General features: G+C 56.7%; 15 protein-coding genes. 12 read left to right on the top strand and 3 right to left on the bottom strand.

Features of this window, described 5'->3' with window-relative positions; translation table 11 throughout:
- The first annotated feature begins 118 nt into the window (after positions 1 to 118).
- From gpmM to Electrica_RS00645, 3 genes are read left to right on the top strand one after another with little or no spacing between them, the layout of a single operon-like run.
- The gene (gpmM, locus tag Electrica_RS00655; protein WP_141963057.1) at positions 119 to 1,663 is read left to right on the top strand and encodes a 2,3-bisphosphoglycerate-independent phosphoglycerate mutase; all 1,545 of its coding nucleotides are present in this window, start codon (positions 119 to 121) and stop codon (positions 1,661 to 1,663) included.
- Positions 1,664 to 1,672: 9 nt separating this feature from the next.
- Entirely contained in the window at positions 1,673 to 2,944 is a 1,272-nt protein-coding gene (envC, locus tag Electrica_RS00650) for a murein hydrolase activator EnvC (protein ID WP_131049334.1), read from the top strand.
- Between the two features lie 3 nt (positions 2,945 to 2,947).
- Positions 2,948 to 3,898: a divergent polysaccharide deacetylase family protein gene (locus Electrica_RS00645; protein ID WP_160704216.1), complete on the top strand. Its 951-nt coding sequence runs from the start codon at positions 2,948 to 2,950 to the stop codon at positions 3,896 to 3,898.
- Between the two features lie 136 nt (positions 3,899 to 4,034).
- Here Electrica_RS00645 and tdh read toward each other — a convergent pair whose 3' ends face one another.
- The gene (gene tdh, locus Electrica_RS00635; RefSeq protein WP_100682912.1) at positions 4,035 to 5,060 is read right to left on the bottom strand and encodes an L-threonine 3-dehydrogenase; all 1,026 of its coding nucleotides are present in this window, start codon (positions 5,058 to 5,060) and stop codon (positions 4,035 to 4,037) included.
- A 9-nt stretch (positions 5,061 to 5,069) separates the two neighbouring features.
- Positions 5,070 to 6,263 (bottom strand): glycine C-acetyltransferase, encoded by a 1,194-nt coding sequence (kbl, locus tag Electrica_RS00630; RefSeq protein ID WP_141963053.1) that lies wholly within the window; start codon positions 6,261 to 6,263, stop codon positions 5,070 to 5,072.
- 213 nt (positions 6,264 to 6,476) lie between these two features.
- Here kbl and rfaD point away from each other — a divergent pair, with 213 nt between their 5' ends.
- The 6 genes from rfaD (at position 6,477) to Electrica_RS00600 (ending at position 12,824) form a co-directional block, all read left to right on the top strand.
- Positions 6,477 to 7,409, top strand: coding sequence for an ADP-glyceromanno-heptose 6-epimerase (gene rfaD, locus Electrica_RS00625; protein WP_131049332.1), 933 nt, complete (start codon positions 6,477 to 6,479; stop codon positions 7,407 to 7,409).
- 8 nt (positions 7,410 to 7,417) lie between these two features.
- A complete protein-coding gene (rfaF, locus tag Electrica_RS00620) occupies positions 7,418 to 8,476 on the top strand; it encodes an ADP-heptose--LPS heptosyltransferase RfaF (RefSeq protein ID WP_100682909.1) in 1,059 nt (352 codons plus the stop codon).
- A 3-nt stretch (positions 8,477 to 8,479) separates the two neighbouring features.
- Positions 8,480 to 9,442: a lipopolysaccharide heptosyltransferase RfaC gene (gene rfaC / locus Electrica_RS00615; protein ID WP_141963051.1), complete on the top strand. Its 963-nt coding sequence runs from the start codon at positions 8,480 to 8,482 to the stop codon at positions 9,440 to 9,442.
- Positions 9,442 to 10,605, top strand: coding sequence for a glycosyltransferase family 4 protein (locus tag Electrica_RS00610; RefSeq protein ID WP_141963049.1), 1,164 nt, complete (start codon positions 9,442 to 9,444; stop codon positions 10,603 to 10,605). Before rfaC ends, Electrica_RS00610 begins: the two co-directional genes overlap by 1 nt.
- 109 nt (positions 10,606 to 10,714) lie before the next feature.
- Positions 10,715 to 11,848, top strand: coding sequence for an O-antigen ligase family protein (locus Electrica_RS00605; RefSeq protein WP_228267383.1), 1,134 nt, complete (start codon positions 10,715 to 10,717; stop codon positions 11,846 to 11,848).
- Positions 11,841 to 12,824, top strand: a complete 984-nt coding sequence (locus Electrica_RS00600) for a glycosyltransferase family 2 protein (RefSeq protein WP_141963045.1) — start codon at positions 11,841 to 11,843, stop codon at positions 12,822 to 12,824. The genes Electrica_RS00605 and Electrica_RS00600 overlap by 8 nt, the downstream gene beginning before the upstream one ends.
- Position 12,825: 1 nt before the next feature.
- On the opposite strand, the gene Electrica_RS00595 is transcribed toward Electrica_RS00600, so the two are convergent.
- Entirely contained in the window at positions 12,826 to 13,779 is a 954-nt protein-coding gene (locus tag Electrica_RS00595) for a polysaccharide deacetylase family protein (protein ID WP_141963043.1), read from the bottom strand.
- A gap of 111 nt (positions 13,780 to 13,890) precedes the next feature.
- Here Electrica_RS00595 and rfaQ point away from each other — a divergent pair, with 111 nt between their 5' ends.
- Genes rfaQ through Electrica_RS00580 form a run of 3 tightly spaced genes read left to right on the top strand, consistent with a single transcriptional unit; the run spans position 13,891 to position 17,188 of the window.
- Positions 13,891 to 14,967: a putative lipopolysaccharide heptosyltransferase III gene (gene rfaQ / locus Electrica_RS00590; RefSeq protein ID WP_141963041.1), complete on the top strand. Its 1,077-nt coding sequence runs from the start codon at positions 13,891 to 13,893 to the stop codon at positions 14,965 to 14,967.
- Positions 14,964 to 16,091 (top strand): glycosyltransferase family 4 protein, encoded by a 1,128-nt coding sequence (locus Electrica_RS00585; protein ID WP_141963039.1) that lies wholly within the window; start codon positions 14,964 to 14,966, stop codon positions 16,089 to 16,091. Before rfaQ ends, Electrica_RS00585 begins: the two co-directional genes overlap by 4 nt.
- Positions 16,092 to 16,093: 2 nt before the next feature.
- Positions 16,094 to 17,188 carry a glycosyltransferase gene (locus Electrica_RS00580; RefSeq protein WP_141963037.1) on the top strand — a complete coding sequence of 365 codons (1,095 nt, stop codon included), beginning with the start codon at positions 16,094 to 16,096 and terminating at the stop codon, positions 17,186 to 17,188.
- The last annotated feature ends 13 nt before the right edge of the window (positions 17,189 to 17,201 follow it).

The following is a 17,201-nucleotide window of genomic DNA, read 5'->3' as shown; positions in this document are numbered from 1 at the left end:
TCCGACGACTTTCGCGCGGGCCCGACGCTCTCTTTCTTTGATCTTTTACGGTGCTTTGAACGATTCAGCTGTAGTAAAATTACGCAAATTTTCTGTCTTTGAGCATGAGGTTGTCGCAATGTCGAATTCTAAAAAGCCGATGGTACTGGTCATTCTGGATGGCTATGGCTATCGTGAAGACCAGCAGGATAACGCGATTTATAGCGCGAAAACGCCAGTCATGGACGCATTGTGGGCGAAACGTCCCCATACGCTGATTGATGCTTCTGGTCTTGAGGTCGGTCTGCCGGATCGCCAGATGGGCAACTCTGAAGTGGGTCACGTTAACCTCGGCGCCGGTCGTATCGTTTACCAGGATCTGACCCGTCTCGATGTCGAAATCAAAGAACGCACGTTCTTTGCAAACCCGGTGCTGACCGCCGCAGTCGACAAAGCCGTTGCTGCGGGTAAAGCCGTGCACATCATGGGCCTGATGTCCCCAGGCGGCGTTCACAGCCACGAAGACCACATCATGGCGATGGTAGAGCTGGCCGCCGAACGCGGGGCAGAAAAAATCTACCTGCACGCTTTCCTCGATGGTCGCGACACCCCGCCGCGCAGCGCTGAAAACTCGCTGGCAAAATTTGAAGAAAAATTTGTCGCGCTGGGTAAAGGCCGCGTGGCCTCCATTATTGGCCGCTACTACGCCATGGACCGCGACAATCGCTGGGACCGCGTTGAGCAGGCGTATGATCTGATGACCCTGGCGCAGGGCGAGTTCCAGGCCGACAGCGCCGTTGCCGGTCTGCAGGCCGCCTACGCCCGCGATGAAAACGACGAATTCGTGAAGGCGACCGTCATCCGTGCCAACGGCCAGGCCGATGCCGCGATGGAAGACGGCGACGCGCTGATTTTCATGAACTTCCGTGCTGACCGCGCCCGTGAAATCACCCGTGCCTTCGTAAACGCCGATTTCGACGGTTTCGCCCGTAAGAAAGAGGTCAAACTCGACTTCGTGATGCTGACCGAATATGCCGCCGACATCAAAGTCGCCTGCGCATATCCGCCAGCATCCCTGGCCAACACCTTCGGCGAGTGGATGGCGAAGAACGACAAGACTCAGCTGCGCATCTCCGAAACCGAGAAATACGCCCACGTGACCTTCTTCTTTAACGGCGGCGTTGAAGAGCCGTTCAAAGGCGAAGAGCGTATTCTGATCAACTCACCAAAAGTCGCCACCTACGACCTGCAGCCGGAAATGAGCTCCGCTGAGCTGACCGAAAAACTGGTGGCCGCCATCAAGGGCGGTCAGTACGACACCATCATCTGTAACTATCCGAACGGCGATATGGTCGGTCATACCGGCGTGATGGAAGCGGCAATTAAAGCCGTTGAAACGCTGGATAACTGCATCGATCAGGTCGCCAAAGCGGTAGAATCCGTCGGCGGCCAGCTGCTGATTACCGCCGATCACGGTAACGCTGAGCAGATGCGCGACCCGGCAACCGGCCAGGCCCATACCGCCCACACCAACCTGCCGGTGCCGCTGATCTACGTTGGCGATAAATCGGTGAAAGTCGCCGAAGGCGGCAAGCTTTCCGATATCGCGCCAACCATGCTGTCGCTGATGGGAATGGAAATCCCGCAAGAGATGACTGGCAAGCCGCTGTTCATCGTGGAATAATCCTTCCCCATGAGGGGAAAGGCGACTTATTCAAATACATGGATCGCAACGGCTGTTCGATCCGTCCTTTACGCCAGCGCACTCAGCGCTGGCGTATTGCTGTGCGCCGCACCCGCTCAGGCGGATGACCGCGACCAGCTCAAATCAATTCAGGCCGATATCGCCGCCAAGCAGAGAGCGATACAGCAGCAACAGCAGCAACGTTCTTCCCTGCTCGCCCAGCTCAGGGCTCAGGAAGAAGCTATCTCTGCGGCCACCCGCAAATTACGCGAAACTCAGGATACCCTGAACCAGTTGAACAGGCAGATTGACGAGATGAACGCGTCCATCGCTAAACTGGAGCGTCAGCGTGCCACTCAGGAGCGCAACCTGTCCGCGCAGCTTGATGCCGCGTTCCGCCAGGGGCCGCATACCGGGATGCAAATGATCCTCAGCGGTGAAGAGGGTCAGCGTAACCAGCGCATGCAGGTTTACTACGGTTACCTGAACCAGGCCCGCCAGGAGACGATCGCCCAGTTGAAACAGACGCGCGAAGAGGTCTCCGCGCAAAAAGCGCAGCTGGAAGAAAAGCAGAGCCAACAGCAAACGCTGGTTTACGAGCAGCGCGCACAGCAGGCCAAACTGGAACAGGCGCGTAACGAACGTAAGAAAACCCTTTCAGGCCTTGAATCGTCTATTCAGCAAGGTCAACAGCAGCTGGGCGAAATGCGGGCTAACGAATCGCGCCTGCGCGGTCGGATCGCGCAGGCAGAAGCCGCCGCGAAGGCCCGCGCTGAGAGTGAGGCTCGCGAGGCACAGGCCGTGCGCGATCGTCAGCAGGATGCCTCGCGGAAAGGCACCACCTACAAACCGACCGAAAGCGAGCGTTCGCTGATGTCCCGTACCGGCGGTCTCGGCTCTCCGCGCGGTCAGGCCTACTGGCCGGTACGCGGAACGTTGCTTCATCGTTATGGCGAACAGCTGCAAGGTGAACTACGTTGGAAAGGGATGGTTATCGCTGCGTCTGAAGGCACCGAGGTCAAGGCAATCGCCGATGGCCGGGTGATTCTCGCCGACTGGCTACAGGGCTACGGCCTGGTGGTGGTCGTTGAACACGGTAAAGGCGATATGAGCCTTTACGGCTATAACCAAAGCGCGCTGGTCAGCGTCGGCACTCAGGTCCGGGCGGGCCAGCCGATTGCTCTCGTAGGCAGCAGCGGCGGTCAGGGCCGTCCGTCGCTCTATTTCGAAATTCGTCGCCAGGGTCAGGCGGTCAATCCACAGCCGTGGTTGGGAAGATAAGTTTTGCTTCAATTTCGCAGAATTGCATTCGCGGTAGCCGGTACGCTGGCTATGGCCTCGCCAGCATTTGCCGGCAAACTCTCGATCGTTATTGACGACTTTGGCTATCGTCCACAGACCGAAAATCAGGTACTGGCGCTGCCAGCAACGATCTCCGTCGCCGTATTACCCAACGCCCCTCACGCCCGTGAAATGGCGAGCAAGGCGCATAATCTCGGTCACGAGGTCCTCATCCACCTGCCAATGGCGCCGCTCAGCAAGCAACCGCTGGAAAAAGACACCCTGCGTCCGGATATGAGCAGCGATGAGATCGAGCGCATCATCCGCGACGCCTATGGCAAAGTGCCGTACGCCGTTGGCCTGAACAACCATATGGGCAGCGCGATGACCTCCAGCCTGTTCGGGATGCAAAAGGTGATGCAGGCGCTGGAGCGCTACAATCTCTATTTCCTCGACAGCGTCACCATCGGCAATACCCAGGCCATGCGCGCGGCGCAGGGCACCGGGGTGAAGGTTATCAAGCGCAAGGTGTTCCTCGATGACACGCAGAATGAGGCCGATATTCGCGTCCAGTTCAACCGCGCCATCGCGCTGGCGCGCCGCAACGGTTCCGCGATTGCTATCGGTCACCCGCACCCCACCACGGTGCGCGTCCTGCAGCAAATGGTCTATAACCTGCCGCCGGATATCACCCTGGTGCGTCCGAGCAACCTGCTGAACGAGCCGCAGGTCGATACCTCAAGGCCGGACAGCGGGCTGCCGCCGTCGGCAACCACGCCGCCAACGTCGCCGCGTAATCCGTTCCGCGGCGTGAAGTTCTGTAAGACGAAGCATCCGCCGGAGCCGGTGTACGCCAGCCGCTTCTTCAGCGTCCTGAGCGAAAGTATCAGCCACAGCCCTCTGGTGCAGTACTACCAGTTGAAATGGCAGGGCTGGGACAACCCGACGAACTAAGCGGATCGGGAATCTGTTCGTTGTTCCGCGACAGATTCCCGTTTATCGTCAAAAGCATACCAGGCTTTCAAATACTTCATAACACTGTACAAGATTGCCTATAGCCCGGCCGCAGCCGGGCTGCCGTGTTCTGAGGTTAATCCCAGCTCAGAACCACTTTACCGGACTGGCCAGATCGCATCGCATCAAAGCCCTGCTGGAACTCATCAATGGCAAAACGGTGGGTGATGATCGGTGACAAATCCAGTCCAGACTGGATCAAGGCCGCCATCTTGTACCAGGTTTCAAACATTTCCCGGCCATAAATCCCTTTGATAAACAGCCCCTTGAAGATAACTTTGGTCCAGTCGATCGACATATCCGACGGCGGAATACCGAGCATCGCAATACGACCGCCGTGGTTCATGGTGTCCAGCATGGTGCGGAACGCCGGCGGCGCACCGGACATTTCCAGGCCCACATCGAACCCTTCGCTCATCCCCAGTTCGGCCATCACATCGGCCAGACTCTCCCTGGCGACGTTAACGGCACGCGTTACACCCATTTTACGCGCCAGGCCCAGTCGATACTCGTTAACGTCCGTGATAACCACATTACGTGCGCCGACGTGTTTAGCGACCGCCGCCGCCATGATGCCAATCGGTCCCGCGCCGGAAACCAGCACATCTTCGCCAACCAGATCGAAAGAGAGCGCCGTGTGAACCGCGTTGCCAAACGGGTCAAAAATCGACGCCAGATCGTCAGAAATGTTGTCGGGGATTTTGAAGGCGTTGAAAGCCGGAATCACCAGATATTCCGCGAAACAGCCCGGACGGTTAACCCCCACACCGATGGTATTACGGCACAGGTGCGTGCGCCCGGCGCGGCAATTGCGGCAGTGGCCACAGGTAATATGCCCTTCACCGGACACGCGATCGCCAATCTTAAAGCCGCGTACTTCCTGGCCGATACCCACCACTTCGCCAACGTATTCATGCCCTACAACCATCGGTACCGGGATGGTTTTTTGCGACCATTCGTCCCAGTTATAGATGTGTACGTCGGTACCGCAAATCGCGGTCTTGCGGATTTTGATCAGCAGATCGTTATGGCCGACTTCCGGTTCCGGTACGTCGGTCATCCAGATGCCTTCTTCCGCTTTCAGTTTGGATAACGCTTTCATCTCACGCCCTCAGGCAATCACGCCCAGTTGTTTACCGATGCGGGTAAAGGCTTCCACCGCACGTTCAATTTGTTCAGGGGTATGCGCCGCCGACATCTGGGTACGAATACGCGCCTGGCCTTTTGGTACCACCGGATAGAAGAACCCGGTCACGTAAATCCCTTCTTTTTGCAGCTCGCGCGCAAAGTTTTGCGCAATCACGGCGTCGCCCAGCATGACCGGGATAATCGCGTGATCGGCGCCGGCCAGCGTAAAGCCCGCAGCGGTCATTTTTTCGCGAAACAGGCGCGCGTTGGCCCACAGGCGATCGCGCAGTTCGGCGCCGGACTCCACCATCTCCAGCACTTTGATGGAGGCAGCGACAATCGCCGGGGCCAGCGAGTTGGAGAACAGATACGGACGCGAGCGTTGGCGCAGCCATTCAACCACCTCTTTACGCGCGGCGGTATAGCCGCCGGACGCGCCGCCCAGCGCTTTGCCTAATGTCCCGGTGATGATATCGACACGGCCCATCACAGCGCAGTATTCATGAGAGCCGCGACCGTTTTCCCCGACAAAGCCGACGGCGTGGGAATCGTCGACCATCACCAGCGCATCGTATTTATCCGCCAGGTCGCAGACGCCTTTCAGGTTGGCAATCACGCCGTCCATGGAGAATACGCCGTCGGTGGCGATCAACACATGACGCGCGCCAGCTTCACGGGCCTCTTTCAGACGCGCCTCCAGCCCCTGCATGTCGTTATTGGCATAACGGTAGCGTTTGGCTTTACACAAACGTACGCCGTCGATGATGGAGGCGTGGTTCAGGGCATCGGAAATAATGGCATCTTCCGGGCCTAACAGGGTTTCAAACAGACCGCCGTTGGCGTCAAAGCAGGAGGAGTAGAGAATCGCATCTTCCATGCCGAGGAACTCCGCCAGCTTCTTCTCAAGCGCTTTGTGGCTGTCCTGCGTCCCGCAAATAAAGCGCACCGAAGCCATACCAAAACCGTGGCTGTCCATCCCCGCTTTCGCGGCGGCAATCAGCTGCGGATGGTTAGCCAGACCCAGATAGTTATTGGCGCAGAAGTTAATCACGTTGCTGCCGCCGACGGTGATATCCGCCTGCTGCGCCGACGTAATAATGCGTTCTTCTTTAAATAACCCTTCCGCCCGAGCGGTCTCGAGGCTATTGATCAACTGTTCGTAAAAATCACCACGCATTGCAACTCTCCAGATTTGGCAAAATTTGGCACATATTACCCAAAGCTATACTCTGATACGAGATGATGCATTCCTGAATGAATTATTTGCAGCATAAATCACGCTCACCACCCCGCGTTACGGTGAATGGCTGAAGCCTGCTCCATGTGGTGATATGATATGAGTATCCGTGTCCGGATTGTCTCTGGACGCCATACTTCAAAGGTTACAGTTATGATCATCGTTACCGGCGGCGCAGGCTTTATCGGCAGCAACATCGTTAAAGCACTGAATGACAAAGGCATTACCGACATTTTGGTCGTAGATAATCTGAAAGACGGCACCAAGTTTGCTAACCTGGTAGACCTGGATATCGCTGATTACATGGATAAAGAAGACTTCCTGATTCAGGTGATGGCCGGGGAAGAGTTCGGCGAAATTGAAGCCATATTCCACGAAGGCGCCTGCTCTTCCACCACAGAGTGGGATGGCAAGTACATGATGGATAACAACTATCAGTACTCTAAAGAGGTGCTGCACTACTGCCTGGAGCGTCAGATCCCGTTCCTGTACGCCTCGTCGGCGGCCACCTACGGCGGTCGCACCAGCGACTTTATCGAATCCCGTGAATATGAGCAGCCGCTGAACGTTTACGGTTACTCCAAATTCCTGTTTGACGAATACGTCCGCCAGATCCTGCCGGAAGCCGACTCGCAGATCGTCGGTTTCCGCTATTTCAACGTCTACGGGCCGCGTGAAGGCCACAAAGGCAGCATGGCGAGCGTAGCTTTCCACCTCAACACCCAACTGAATAATGGCGAAAGTCCGAAACTGTTCGAAGGCAGCGATGGCTTCAAACGCGATTTCGTCTACGTGGGCGACGTGGCGGCGGTGAATCTGTGGTTCTGGGAAAACGGCGTATCCGGCATTTTCAACCTCGGCACCGGCCGCGCGGAATCTTTCCAGGCGGTAGCCGATGCCGCGCTGGCATATCACCAGAAAGGCAGCATCGAATACATCCCGTTCCCGGAGAAGCTGAAAGGCCGCTACCAGGCATTTACCCAGGCGGATCTGACCAACCTGCGCGCAGCAGGCTACGACAAACCGTTTAAAACCGTTGCCGAGGGCGTAACGGAATATATGGCCTGGCTCAACCGCGACGCGTAAGACATAACATGAAAATATTGGTGGTTGGCCCGTCTTGGGTGGGCGACATGATGATGTCGCAAAGTCTCTATCGCACGCTCAGGGCGCGCTATCCCCAGGCGATAATCGACGTGATGGCACCTGCGTGGTGCCGTCCGCTGCTGTCGCGCATGCCGGAAGTTAACGAAGCAATCCCGATGCCGCTCGGCCATGGCGCGCTGGCAATCGGCGAACGACGTAAGCTGGGGCACAGCCTGCGCGAGCGTCGCTACGATCGTGCTTACGTGCTGCCCAACTCGTTTAAATCGGCGCTGGTGCCGTTCTTCGCCAACATCCCGCACCGCACCGGCTGGCGCGGCGAGATGCGCTACGGTCTGCTGAACGACGCGCGGGCGCTGGATAAAGACGCCTGGCCGCTGATGGTTGAACGCTATGTCGCGCTGGCCTATGACAAGGGCGTCATGCGCAGCGCCAAAGACCTGCCGCAGCCGCTGCTGTGGCCGCAACTGCAGGTTCATGAAGGCGAAAAATCGCAGGCCTGTAGCGCGTTTAATCTCTCAGCCGATCGCCCGATGATCGGCTTCTGCCCCGGCGCAGAGTTTGGCCCGGCAAAACGCTGGCCGCACTATCACTACGCTGAGCTGGCGAAACAGCTTATCGACGACGGTTACCAGATAGTCCTGTTCGGTTCGGCCAAAGATAACGAAGCGGGCAAAGAGATCATCGCCGCGCTGAGCAGCGAACAGCAGGCCTGGTGTCGCAATCTGGCCGGGGAGACCCAGCTTGAGCAGGCCGTCATTCTGCTTGCCGCCTGTAAAGCGGTGGTCAGCAACGATTCCGGCCTGATGCACGTCGCCGCCGCGCTGGACCGCCCGCTGGTGGCGCTGTATGGCCCAAGCAGCCCGGACTTCACTCCCCCGCTGTCGCATAAAGCGCGGGTGATTCGCCTGATTAGCGGCTACCACAAGGTACGTAAGGGCGATGCCGCACAAGGGTATCATCAGAGTCTGATCGATATTACGCCGCAGCGCGTACAGGAAGAGCTAAACGCGCTCCTGCAGGAAAAAACCGATAAAGAGGAAGCGTAACGGATGCGGGTATTGATCGTAAAAACCTCGGCCATGGGCGACGTCCTGCATACGCTGCCCGCGCTGACCGATGCCGTGCAGGCGTTTCCCGGTATTCGCTTTGACTGGGTCGTCGAGGAGGGGTTCGCACAGATTCCGTCCTGGCATGAAGCGGTCGATCGGGTGATTCCCGTCGCCATTCGCCGCTGGCGTAAAGCCTGGTTTTCCGCGCCGGTGAAGGCCGAACGCCAGGCCTTTCGCGACGCCGTACGGGCGCACAAATATGACGCGATTATCGACGCCCAGGGTCTGGTCAAAAGCGCCGCGCTGGTCACCCGGCTGGCGCGCGGCGTGAAGCACGGTATGGACTGGCAAACCGCTCGCGAGCCGCTGGCAAGCCTGTTCTACAATCGCCGCCACCATATCGCGAAACAGCAGCATGCCGTTGAGCGCACCCGCGAACTGTTCGCCAAAAGCCTGGGCTACGCCAAACCCGACGCGCAGGGCGATTACGCCATTGCACGCCATTTTATGCACCTGGATAACCCCTCTGCCGAGCCGTATCTGGTGTTTCTGCACGCGACGACTCGTGATGACAAACACTGGCCGGAAGAAAACTGGCGGGCGCTGATCGACCTGCTGGCCGCCAGCGGGCTACGTATTAAGCTGCCGTGGGGAGCGCCGCATGAAGAAGCGCGGGCTAAGCGCCTGGCGGAGGGTCACGCCTTTGTCGACGTACTGCCGCGCATGAGTCTTGAGCAGGTCGCTCAGGTGCTGGCGGGCGCTCGCGCGGTTGTCTCCGTCGATACCGGACTAAGCCATCTTACCGCTGCGCTCGATAAACCCAACTTTACGCTGTATGGCCCGACCGATCCGGGGCTGATTGGCGGATATGGTAAAAACCAGCACACGCTCATATCGCCAACGAAAGCAACCAGCGATATAAGTGCAGAGACGATATGGCGGGCGATAAGAGGAGTGGTTTAATGCGCAAAATCCATGTGATTAATCTGGAAAAGATGGGGGGCGTCGAGCGCCTCTTCTTACAGTACATTCATGATATCACCGCCGGACAGGATCGTATTTTTTGCATCAGCAACAATATTGGTCCGGAAATCGCGCAGCATCTGAAGGGCCGTCATATCACCTTCGTAAACCGGATAATCAACAGCTGTCCGGTGAAATTTCCGCCGTTCCTGCGCAAGTATGCGTTGCAGACCCGGACCTGGCTGGCCAATGCAGACGTTATCATCGTCTGGGATCTGGTCCCCGTATTTGCTGCCAGACCGTCCCGGGGAAAGGTGATTTATTACGATCATGGCTGCTCCTGGCGCTACCCTCACAATAAAAAAACGTCCGGCTTCTTTGCCTCCCTGAGCGGCTATATTTCCGCATCCTATGCCTCTCAGCGGGTCATGACGTTACGCTTCAACCTGCCGTGTCCTTCCCGGGTGCTCACCAACCGCATTACGCCGCCTGACAATATTTTTACCGGCGATAAGCCCCTCTCTGCCCCCCTGCGTCTGGGCGTAGCGGCAAGGCTGGTTGGTCTGAAGGGGATAAGCGTCGCGCTGTTAACGTTAAAAAATCTTCTCGATCGGGGTACTAACGTCACCCTCGATATTGTCGGTAAAGGGCCAGATGAGCAGCAGTTTAAAGCGCTTGCCGAAAAGTCAGGTATTGCCGATCGCGTCAATTTTCTCGGTTTCCACGACGACTTAAGTCATTTTTTCAACAATATTCATATTTATCTCAGCACACCGGTTACAGAACCCTTTGGCCTGTCCTGCCTGGAAGCTCTGTTTTACGGCGTGCCGGTTATTTACCCGTTAATTGACGGGCAACCGGAAGTGGTTAAGAACGGATACTGCGGCATTGGTATTACGCCGGACGTGACGCCGGAGGACCATTTCAGACTCTGCGGTGTGAACGTCAACTTCCCCCACGATGTTTATTATCCGCAGCAAGACGCGCTACTTCCCCCGCGGCTGTTATCGCCGGAAAAATGCGCCGACGCGGTGCTATACATCGTGAATAACGACTACGAGCTTTTCCGCCAACATGCTTTTGAGCACGTAAAAGCGCATTTCGATGCCACGACCTTTGTCAGTGATTTTAACTCTACCATCAGCGAACTTGTGGATGCATAGCGTGACCTTAGACAGCTCAAAAATCAGAAAAACAATACTTAACCTGGTTGTTTCACTGTATCTCCTTGCTTTTGCACTGTATTACATTAATCCCGCAGAAATCAGAAAAGTGTACTACCTGGCTGGTTATCTGACGGTGTTAAGCGCATTGCTCAGCATCCGGACAACGAAAACCTGGACCCAGAATTGGGATCTTGCCGGTGCGCTAGCCCTCTTTGCCCTGGGGCTGTTTGCCTGGTACGGATTAAATTACGCGCATGGCGAGTACTGGGATATTTACGATTCCTACAAAGACACCGCCAAAGTGCTGGCGGTGAGCGCCATCGTGGTGTTTCTGCTCTCCAGTCTCCGGTTTACCTTTAACGCAACATGGTTCAACTACTTGCTTATCGCAGCGGGGCTGGTCACCAACTTCTATGCCATCTACCAGGGGCTGACGCTGCACGTTTTCCGGATTCAGATTACGCTCGAACGGGCCACGATCATCGCCTATATCTTCACCATGACCAATATCGTGCTGCTCGGAACCATTCTGGAACTGAAAAATAAATATCGTTACGTCCTGTTCCTGATTTGCGCGATGACCGGGCTGGCGGCGATTGCGTTTACCGAAACGCGAGCCGCGCTGCTGGCCTGCCCGGTACTGATTATCCTGCTGCTCTTTGTGCACCCGCAGGTGAGTAAACAGCAGTTGCTGAAGCTATGTGCGGCCTTTGTTATTGCACTGGTTCTGCTGACCGCCCTGTTCCATCAAAAACTGATCGCCCGCTATCAGGAGATGCAAACCGATATCACCCAGTACCAGGACCACAATAGTGTCTCCTCCGTCGGTTCGCGTTTAGTCATGTTTAAAACGGGATTACAGGCAGGTCTTGATGCCCCCTTCGGCGAGTCAGCGGAAAGACGCGGGAACGATATTAAGCAGCAAGTGCAGGCTAATCCTGGCCTTGCCGGGGCGCTGGATTTTATCAATGTCCATATGCACAACGAGTTTATTGAAAACTTCTCCCTGCGCGGCATTGGCGGCGTTGCCACGCTGATCCTTTTATACGCCGTATTATTGCTCAACGCCTGGCGCAAACGTAACGCGATACAAGGCGTTCTCACGCTAACGGTGATAGTTTACGGATTAAGCGACGTGATTTTCTTTAGTAAAGAAGCGGTGATTGTCTTCTCAATGGCCCTGATACTCTCCGTATTACAGCAGAAAATCGCCATCGGGCAGGATAAAGCGCATGCGTAAACCTCACTGCCTGTTCAGCGTTATTATCCCGGTCTTTAATAATGCGCCGTATATCAGGCAGACGCTGGACTCGGTGTTTGCCCAAATTGATAGCGATGTCGAAGTCATCATTAGCAATGACGGCTCGACGGACAATAGCAAAGCGGTTATCCAGCAGGCCATTGATGAATATCGCGGCGCGGGCCAGATCCATTTTTATAGCCACGAGAATACCGGCGTATCCAGCACGCGTAATCGTGCCCTGGATAAAGCACAGGGTGCCTGGATTGGCTTTATTGATGGCGATGACCTCTGGAGCCCTCATTTCTGGCAAACAATAAAACCACTCCTCCAGCAAGGCGATAGTGATTTAATCGACTTTCATTATCACTATTTTAAAGACCGGCTGCCTGCGCCCACGCAAACGGCACCAGGGCAGCAGACAACGATCGCCGATAAACAGCATGATGCGTTATATGCCGTCTTCCGCCGCTCCCACTGGCATATCTGGAGTCGGGTCTACCGGCGCGAACTCATCGGCAACCATCGCTTCCATGTTGGCCGTCGCTATGAAGATATGATGTTTACCCCCTGGTTATATCTCGAGGCCAGACGCATTATTTGCCTGGAGGAGACGCTCTACTGGTATCGCGATAACGCCTTCGGCATTACCCGCAATATTCAGACCTCGGATATCAGCGATATGGTCTTTGCACTCAATCAGCTGATTGAGAAGGTGGCCACGCAACCGCCATCTGAATTACCGCCGCGATTGATCACCGCGCTGATTAACAATTTATTCAATGAGATAAAAGGGTTGCACGACAAGATCTACGGATTTTATAACTACAGCGATGAGACAATGGCGGCACTCACCGCTGCCAGTAAACTCCTGACAGCGGACGGGATGTCTCTGAAGCGACGGCTTCATCTGCGATACCCGAACATCTGGAAGAAAACCTCCCGGCTCCGCCAGATGTTACGTAAAGGGCGATAAGCTAGATTTTGGTCTGATAATATTCAGCCAATGTCATCCCTTTTGCCTGCGGCGCCAGCCAGCTGAAAAAAGCCTCCAGATCGGCATATAAACGCTCGATATCCTGTTGGTTTTTAAACGTCGGGCTACCGCCTGGCATATATTCAGAAGAGTGCAGCATATATTCGACATAGTCGTTGCCCTGAGCCAGGGTCTGCTGCACCACTTTCTGCATGGTGTCGACATTTCCCCCCATCGGGCGCAGCCAGTGAACGGAAGGCGAGCGCACTTTACCGCGCAAGCGATCGTAGCCCTGCTTCACGCTGTTCATCCAGCCGGAGTGCTTATACTGAATACTCATCGGCACTTCCAGCAGCGAAGAGCGGCCTTCGCGGCTGATATCATTCTCATCGAGGAAATAGGCTTGCTGCGGGAAGCGGCGGTAATCGGTCCCGCCATCGCCCTGCGGGGCGCCTTTCGCCGTCTTCCAGTTGACGCGCGGCGTAACCGAACAGTCCACCAGATAGCCATGCTCCACCAGCAGACGGGCGTAGCGCTCATCAAACGCCCAGCGCCCGGCGCGATGGCTGACCATTTTCGTCTGGAAAGTGTCTTCCAGCAGGTGCGTCATATAAGCCACTTTTTCGCGCATCGCCGCCACGGGATATTCAATCAGATAGGGCTTATGGCGCCAGTCGTCATCGGTCAACGGGTCCGTCGGCGGGCTGTTCCAGGCATGGAGATGCATGCCGATTTCCGCCGTCCCACGGGCAATCACATCTTTGGCGAATTCGATATAGAAGGGATCCATCGCCATTTCATAGTTCGTTAAATAGACGGGTTTAAAGCCATACTTTTCGCAGAGCTGCTGAAAACGCGGTAAATAGCGCGCATTCTCGGTGGTAATGCTGTCATGTTTTTGCCAGAGGTTGTCGCCCTCTGTATCAATCGTGATGAGAAATGCGGGATTGTGCACGAAAACGTCCTCAGACCATACGTATCCAGTCATGGTAGAGCAATACAACGCTTCTCTCAATCTGTCTGATCCCCTAGAATCGGAAACCTGATATTGAATGAAGAACAGAGAATGACGTCTGAAACCCGCTCTTCCGGCCCTGTGACCCCGACGCGAATCCTGGTTATTAAGCTGCGCCATCATGGCGATATGCTGCTGATCACGCCGCTCATTCACACCCTCAAACAGCACTATCCCGCGGCCAGCGTCGATGTGCTGCTGTATGAAGAAACCCGGGATATGCTCGCCGCTAACCCTGATATCAACCAGATTTTCGCCATTGACCGGCGCTGGAAAAAACAGGGGAAAGGCCACCAGCTCAAGATGGAGTTCAGGCTAATCCGCACCCTGCGCCAGCAGCGCTACGATATGGTGCTCAATCTTGCCGATCAGTGGCCAAGCGCGATTATCACTAAACTGACCGGCGCGCCAACCCGCATCGGTTTTGACTTCCCGAAACGTCGTCACCCGGCATGGCGTTTTTGCCATACCGCCCTCGCCTCAACCGAGCAGCATAACCAGCTGCACACCGTGCAACAGAATCTGTCGATTCTGGTGCCGACGGGGCTGGATAGCCATGATGCGCCGGCGAAGATGGGCTACAGCGAACAGGACTGGAGCGCCAGCCGCGCGCTGCTGCCGGAAGGATTTCAGGACCACTATATCGTCATTCAACCGACCTCCCGCTGGTTCTTTAAATGCTGGCGCGAAGATCGGATGAGCGCCCTGATTAACGCCCTCTCTGCCGCGGGCCACCCGGTCGTGCTGACCTCCGGTCCTGATGCCAAAGAGAAGCAGATGATCGAAACCATTATGGCGGGCTGCCCCAACGCTCGCCTGCACTCGCTGGCCGGGCAGCTAACCCTTCGCCAGCTGGCCTCCGTCATCGACCACGCCCGTCTGTTTATCGGCGTCGATTCCGTGCCAATGCATATGGCCGCCGCGCTGGGCACGCCGCTGGTGGCGCTGTTCGGGCCGTCAAAGCTGACCTTCTGGCGTCCCTGGCAGGCCAAAGGCGAAGTCATCTGGGCGGGTGATTTCGGTCCCCTGCCCGACCCGGATGACATTGATACCGGCACGGAAGAACGCTACCTCGATTTAATCCCCACCGATGCCGTTATCGCGGCAGCGAAGAAGGTACTGGCATGAGCAAATTCAGGCTGGCCCTGGTGCGCCAGAAATATCGCCCGGACGGCGGCGCGGAGCGCTTTGTCGCCCGCGCGCTGGAAGCCCTTGATAGCAGCAATCTTGAACTGAACGTGATTACTCGCGAATGGCAAGGGCCGGTGAAATCCGACTGGAATATTCACATCTGCAACCCGCGTAAATGGGGGCGCATCAGCCGTGAACGCGGTTTCGCCGATGCCGCGCGTCAGCTGTGGCAGCGCGAAAACTTCGATCTGGTGCAGAGCCATGAGCGCATTCCCGGGTGCGATCTGTATCGCGCGGGTGACGGCGTCCACCGTCGCTGGTTGCAGCAGCGCTCGCGTATTTTGCCCGGCTGGAAAAGCCGCCTGCTGTTTGCCGACCGCTACCACCGCTATGTCATGCAGGCCGAACACGAGATGTATCGGGATTCACGCCTGCGCGGCGTCATCTGTAACGCGGAAATGATAAAACGCGAGATTATTGAAGACTTCGGCCTGCCGGCGGAAAAAATCCACGTTATCTATAACGCCATCGATAACCAGCGTTTCCTGCCGCCTACGGAAGCGGCCTTTGTCGCGCTCCGTAACCAATGGAATCTGCCGCTGCAGGCGACCTGCCTGATCTACGTCGGCTCCGGTTTTGAGCGCAAGGGGCTGGATGCGGCGATTCGCGCCATCGCGCCGACCAACCGCTATCTGCTGGTCGTGGGTAAAGATAAAGAGCAGGGCCGTTATCAGCAGCTGGCGAAAACGCTGCACTGCGAGGAGCGGGTGCGCTTTTTCGGCATGCAGTCGGAAACCCTGCCGTTTTATCAAATGGCCGACGGCCTGCTGCTGCCAACGTTGTACGACCCGTTCCCGAACGTCATTCTGGAAGCCATGGCCTGCGGCCTGCCGGTGATCACCACTACCGGCTGCGGCGGCGCGGAATTTATCGTCCAGGGAAGCAATGGCTTTGTCTGCGATGCGCTCGATATTCCGGCGCTTCAGCAAGCGGTGACGGCGCTTCCTGCCCGCGCGCTGGGCTCCGCAGAGGGGAATCGCGCCCGGGAACGCATTATGGACTGCACCAGCGCACGGTTATCGACTCAGCTGCTCTCCCTCTATCAGGATCTGGTGAAATAACGATGCGTATACTGTTTGTGATCGACGGGCTGCCCGGCGGCGGTGCGGAAAAAGTGGTGCTGACGCTGGCAGAGCATTTTCTGAGTCAGGGCGATCGGGTCTCGCTGTTTTCCCTGCGTGACGTCTGCGATTACCCCCTGCCGGACGGGCTGGATTATCAGGTCATTAGCGACCATTGCCGCAAACCGTGGCGCAAAATCACCGAACTTTCGCGCCGCGCCCGTCAGCTGGATGCGGCCATAGTCAAAGCCGAGCAGGCGGGCGAATTCGATCTGGTGCTCTCCAACCTGCATAAAACCGATCGTATTGTCGCCCGCAGCCGGTCGCTGAAAAACCGGAACGTCTGGTTCTGCCTGCATGGCGTCTTCTCCACATCGTATCTGGGCCATCGCACCGGCTTCGATCGCTGGATGAAGCAGCGGAAGATTAAGCGTGTCTACCAGGGACGCAATGTCATAACCGTCTCCGCGGCGGTTGGCGAGGATCTGGTGGAACAGTTCGCCATACGCCCGGCACAGTTAAAAACCATTTATAACCCGTTCGACATTCCCGCTCTGCGCGCCGGGGCCGAAGCGCCTGGCGAGCAGCCGGCGGGGGACTATATTATTCACGTCGGTCGCTTCCACCCAGGCAAACGCCACGATCGCCTGATCGAAGCCTACGCGCAAAGCGGTATCGATGCGCCGCTGGTGCTGCTGGGGCAGGGAAAACCGGAGCAGGAACAGCGCCTGCGCCAGCTGGCGCAGCAGCTACAGGTTGGCGACAGGGTTCTGTTTAAAGGCTTCCAGAAAAACCCGCTGCCGTGGATTAAACACGCGCGGATGCTGGTGCTCAGCTCCGACAGCGAAGGCTTTGGTAACGTGGTGGTTGAGGCTCTTCTGCTGGATACGCCGGTCGCCAGTACCCGCTGTCCTGGCGGGGTGACGGAAATCCTCACCGGCGAATTAGCCCGCGGCCTGGCCGATCTGAACAGCCCGGCGCTGGCCCGGACGATGCAAAGCATTTACCATAACCCACCAGCCATCGACCCTTCTGCGCTGGAAAGATTCAGCGTGGATGCGATTTGTCAGCAGTACCGTCAGCTGCGTCGCGGCTGATACGGCTATTTAA

The organism is Klebsiella electrica (assembly GCF_006711645.1).
In the GTDB taxonomy this organism is placed as follows: Bacteria; Pseudomonadota; Gammaproteobacteria; order Enterobacterales; family Enterobacteriaceae; genus Klebsiella; species Klebsiella electrica.
The sequence above is the reverse complement of the archived record's forward strand: the minus strand, read 5'-3'. Positions and strand labels throughout refer to the sequence as shown.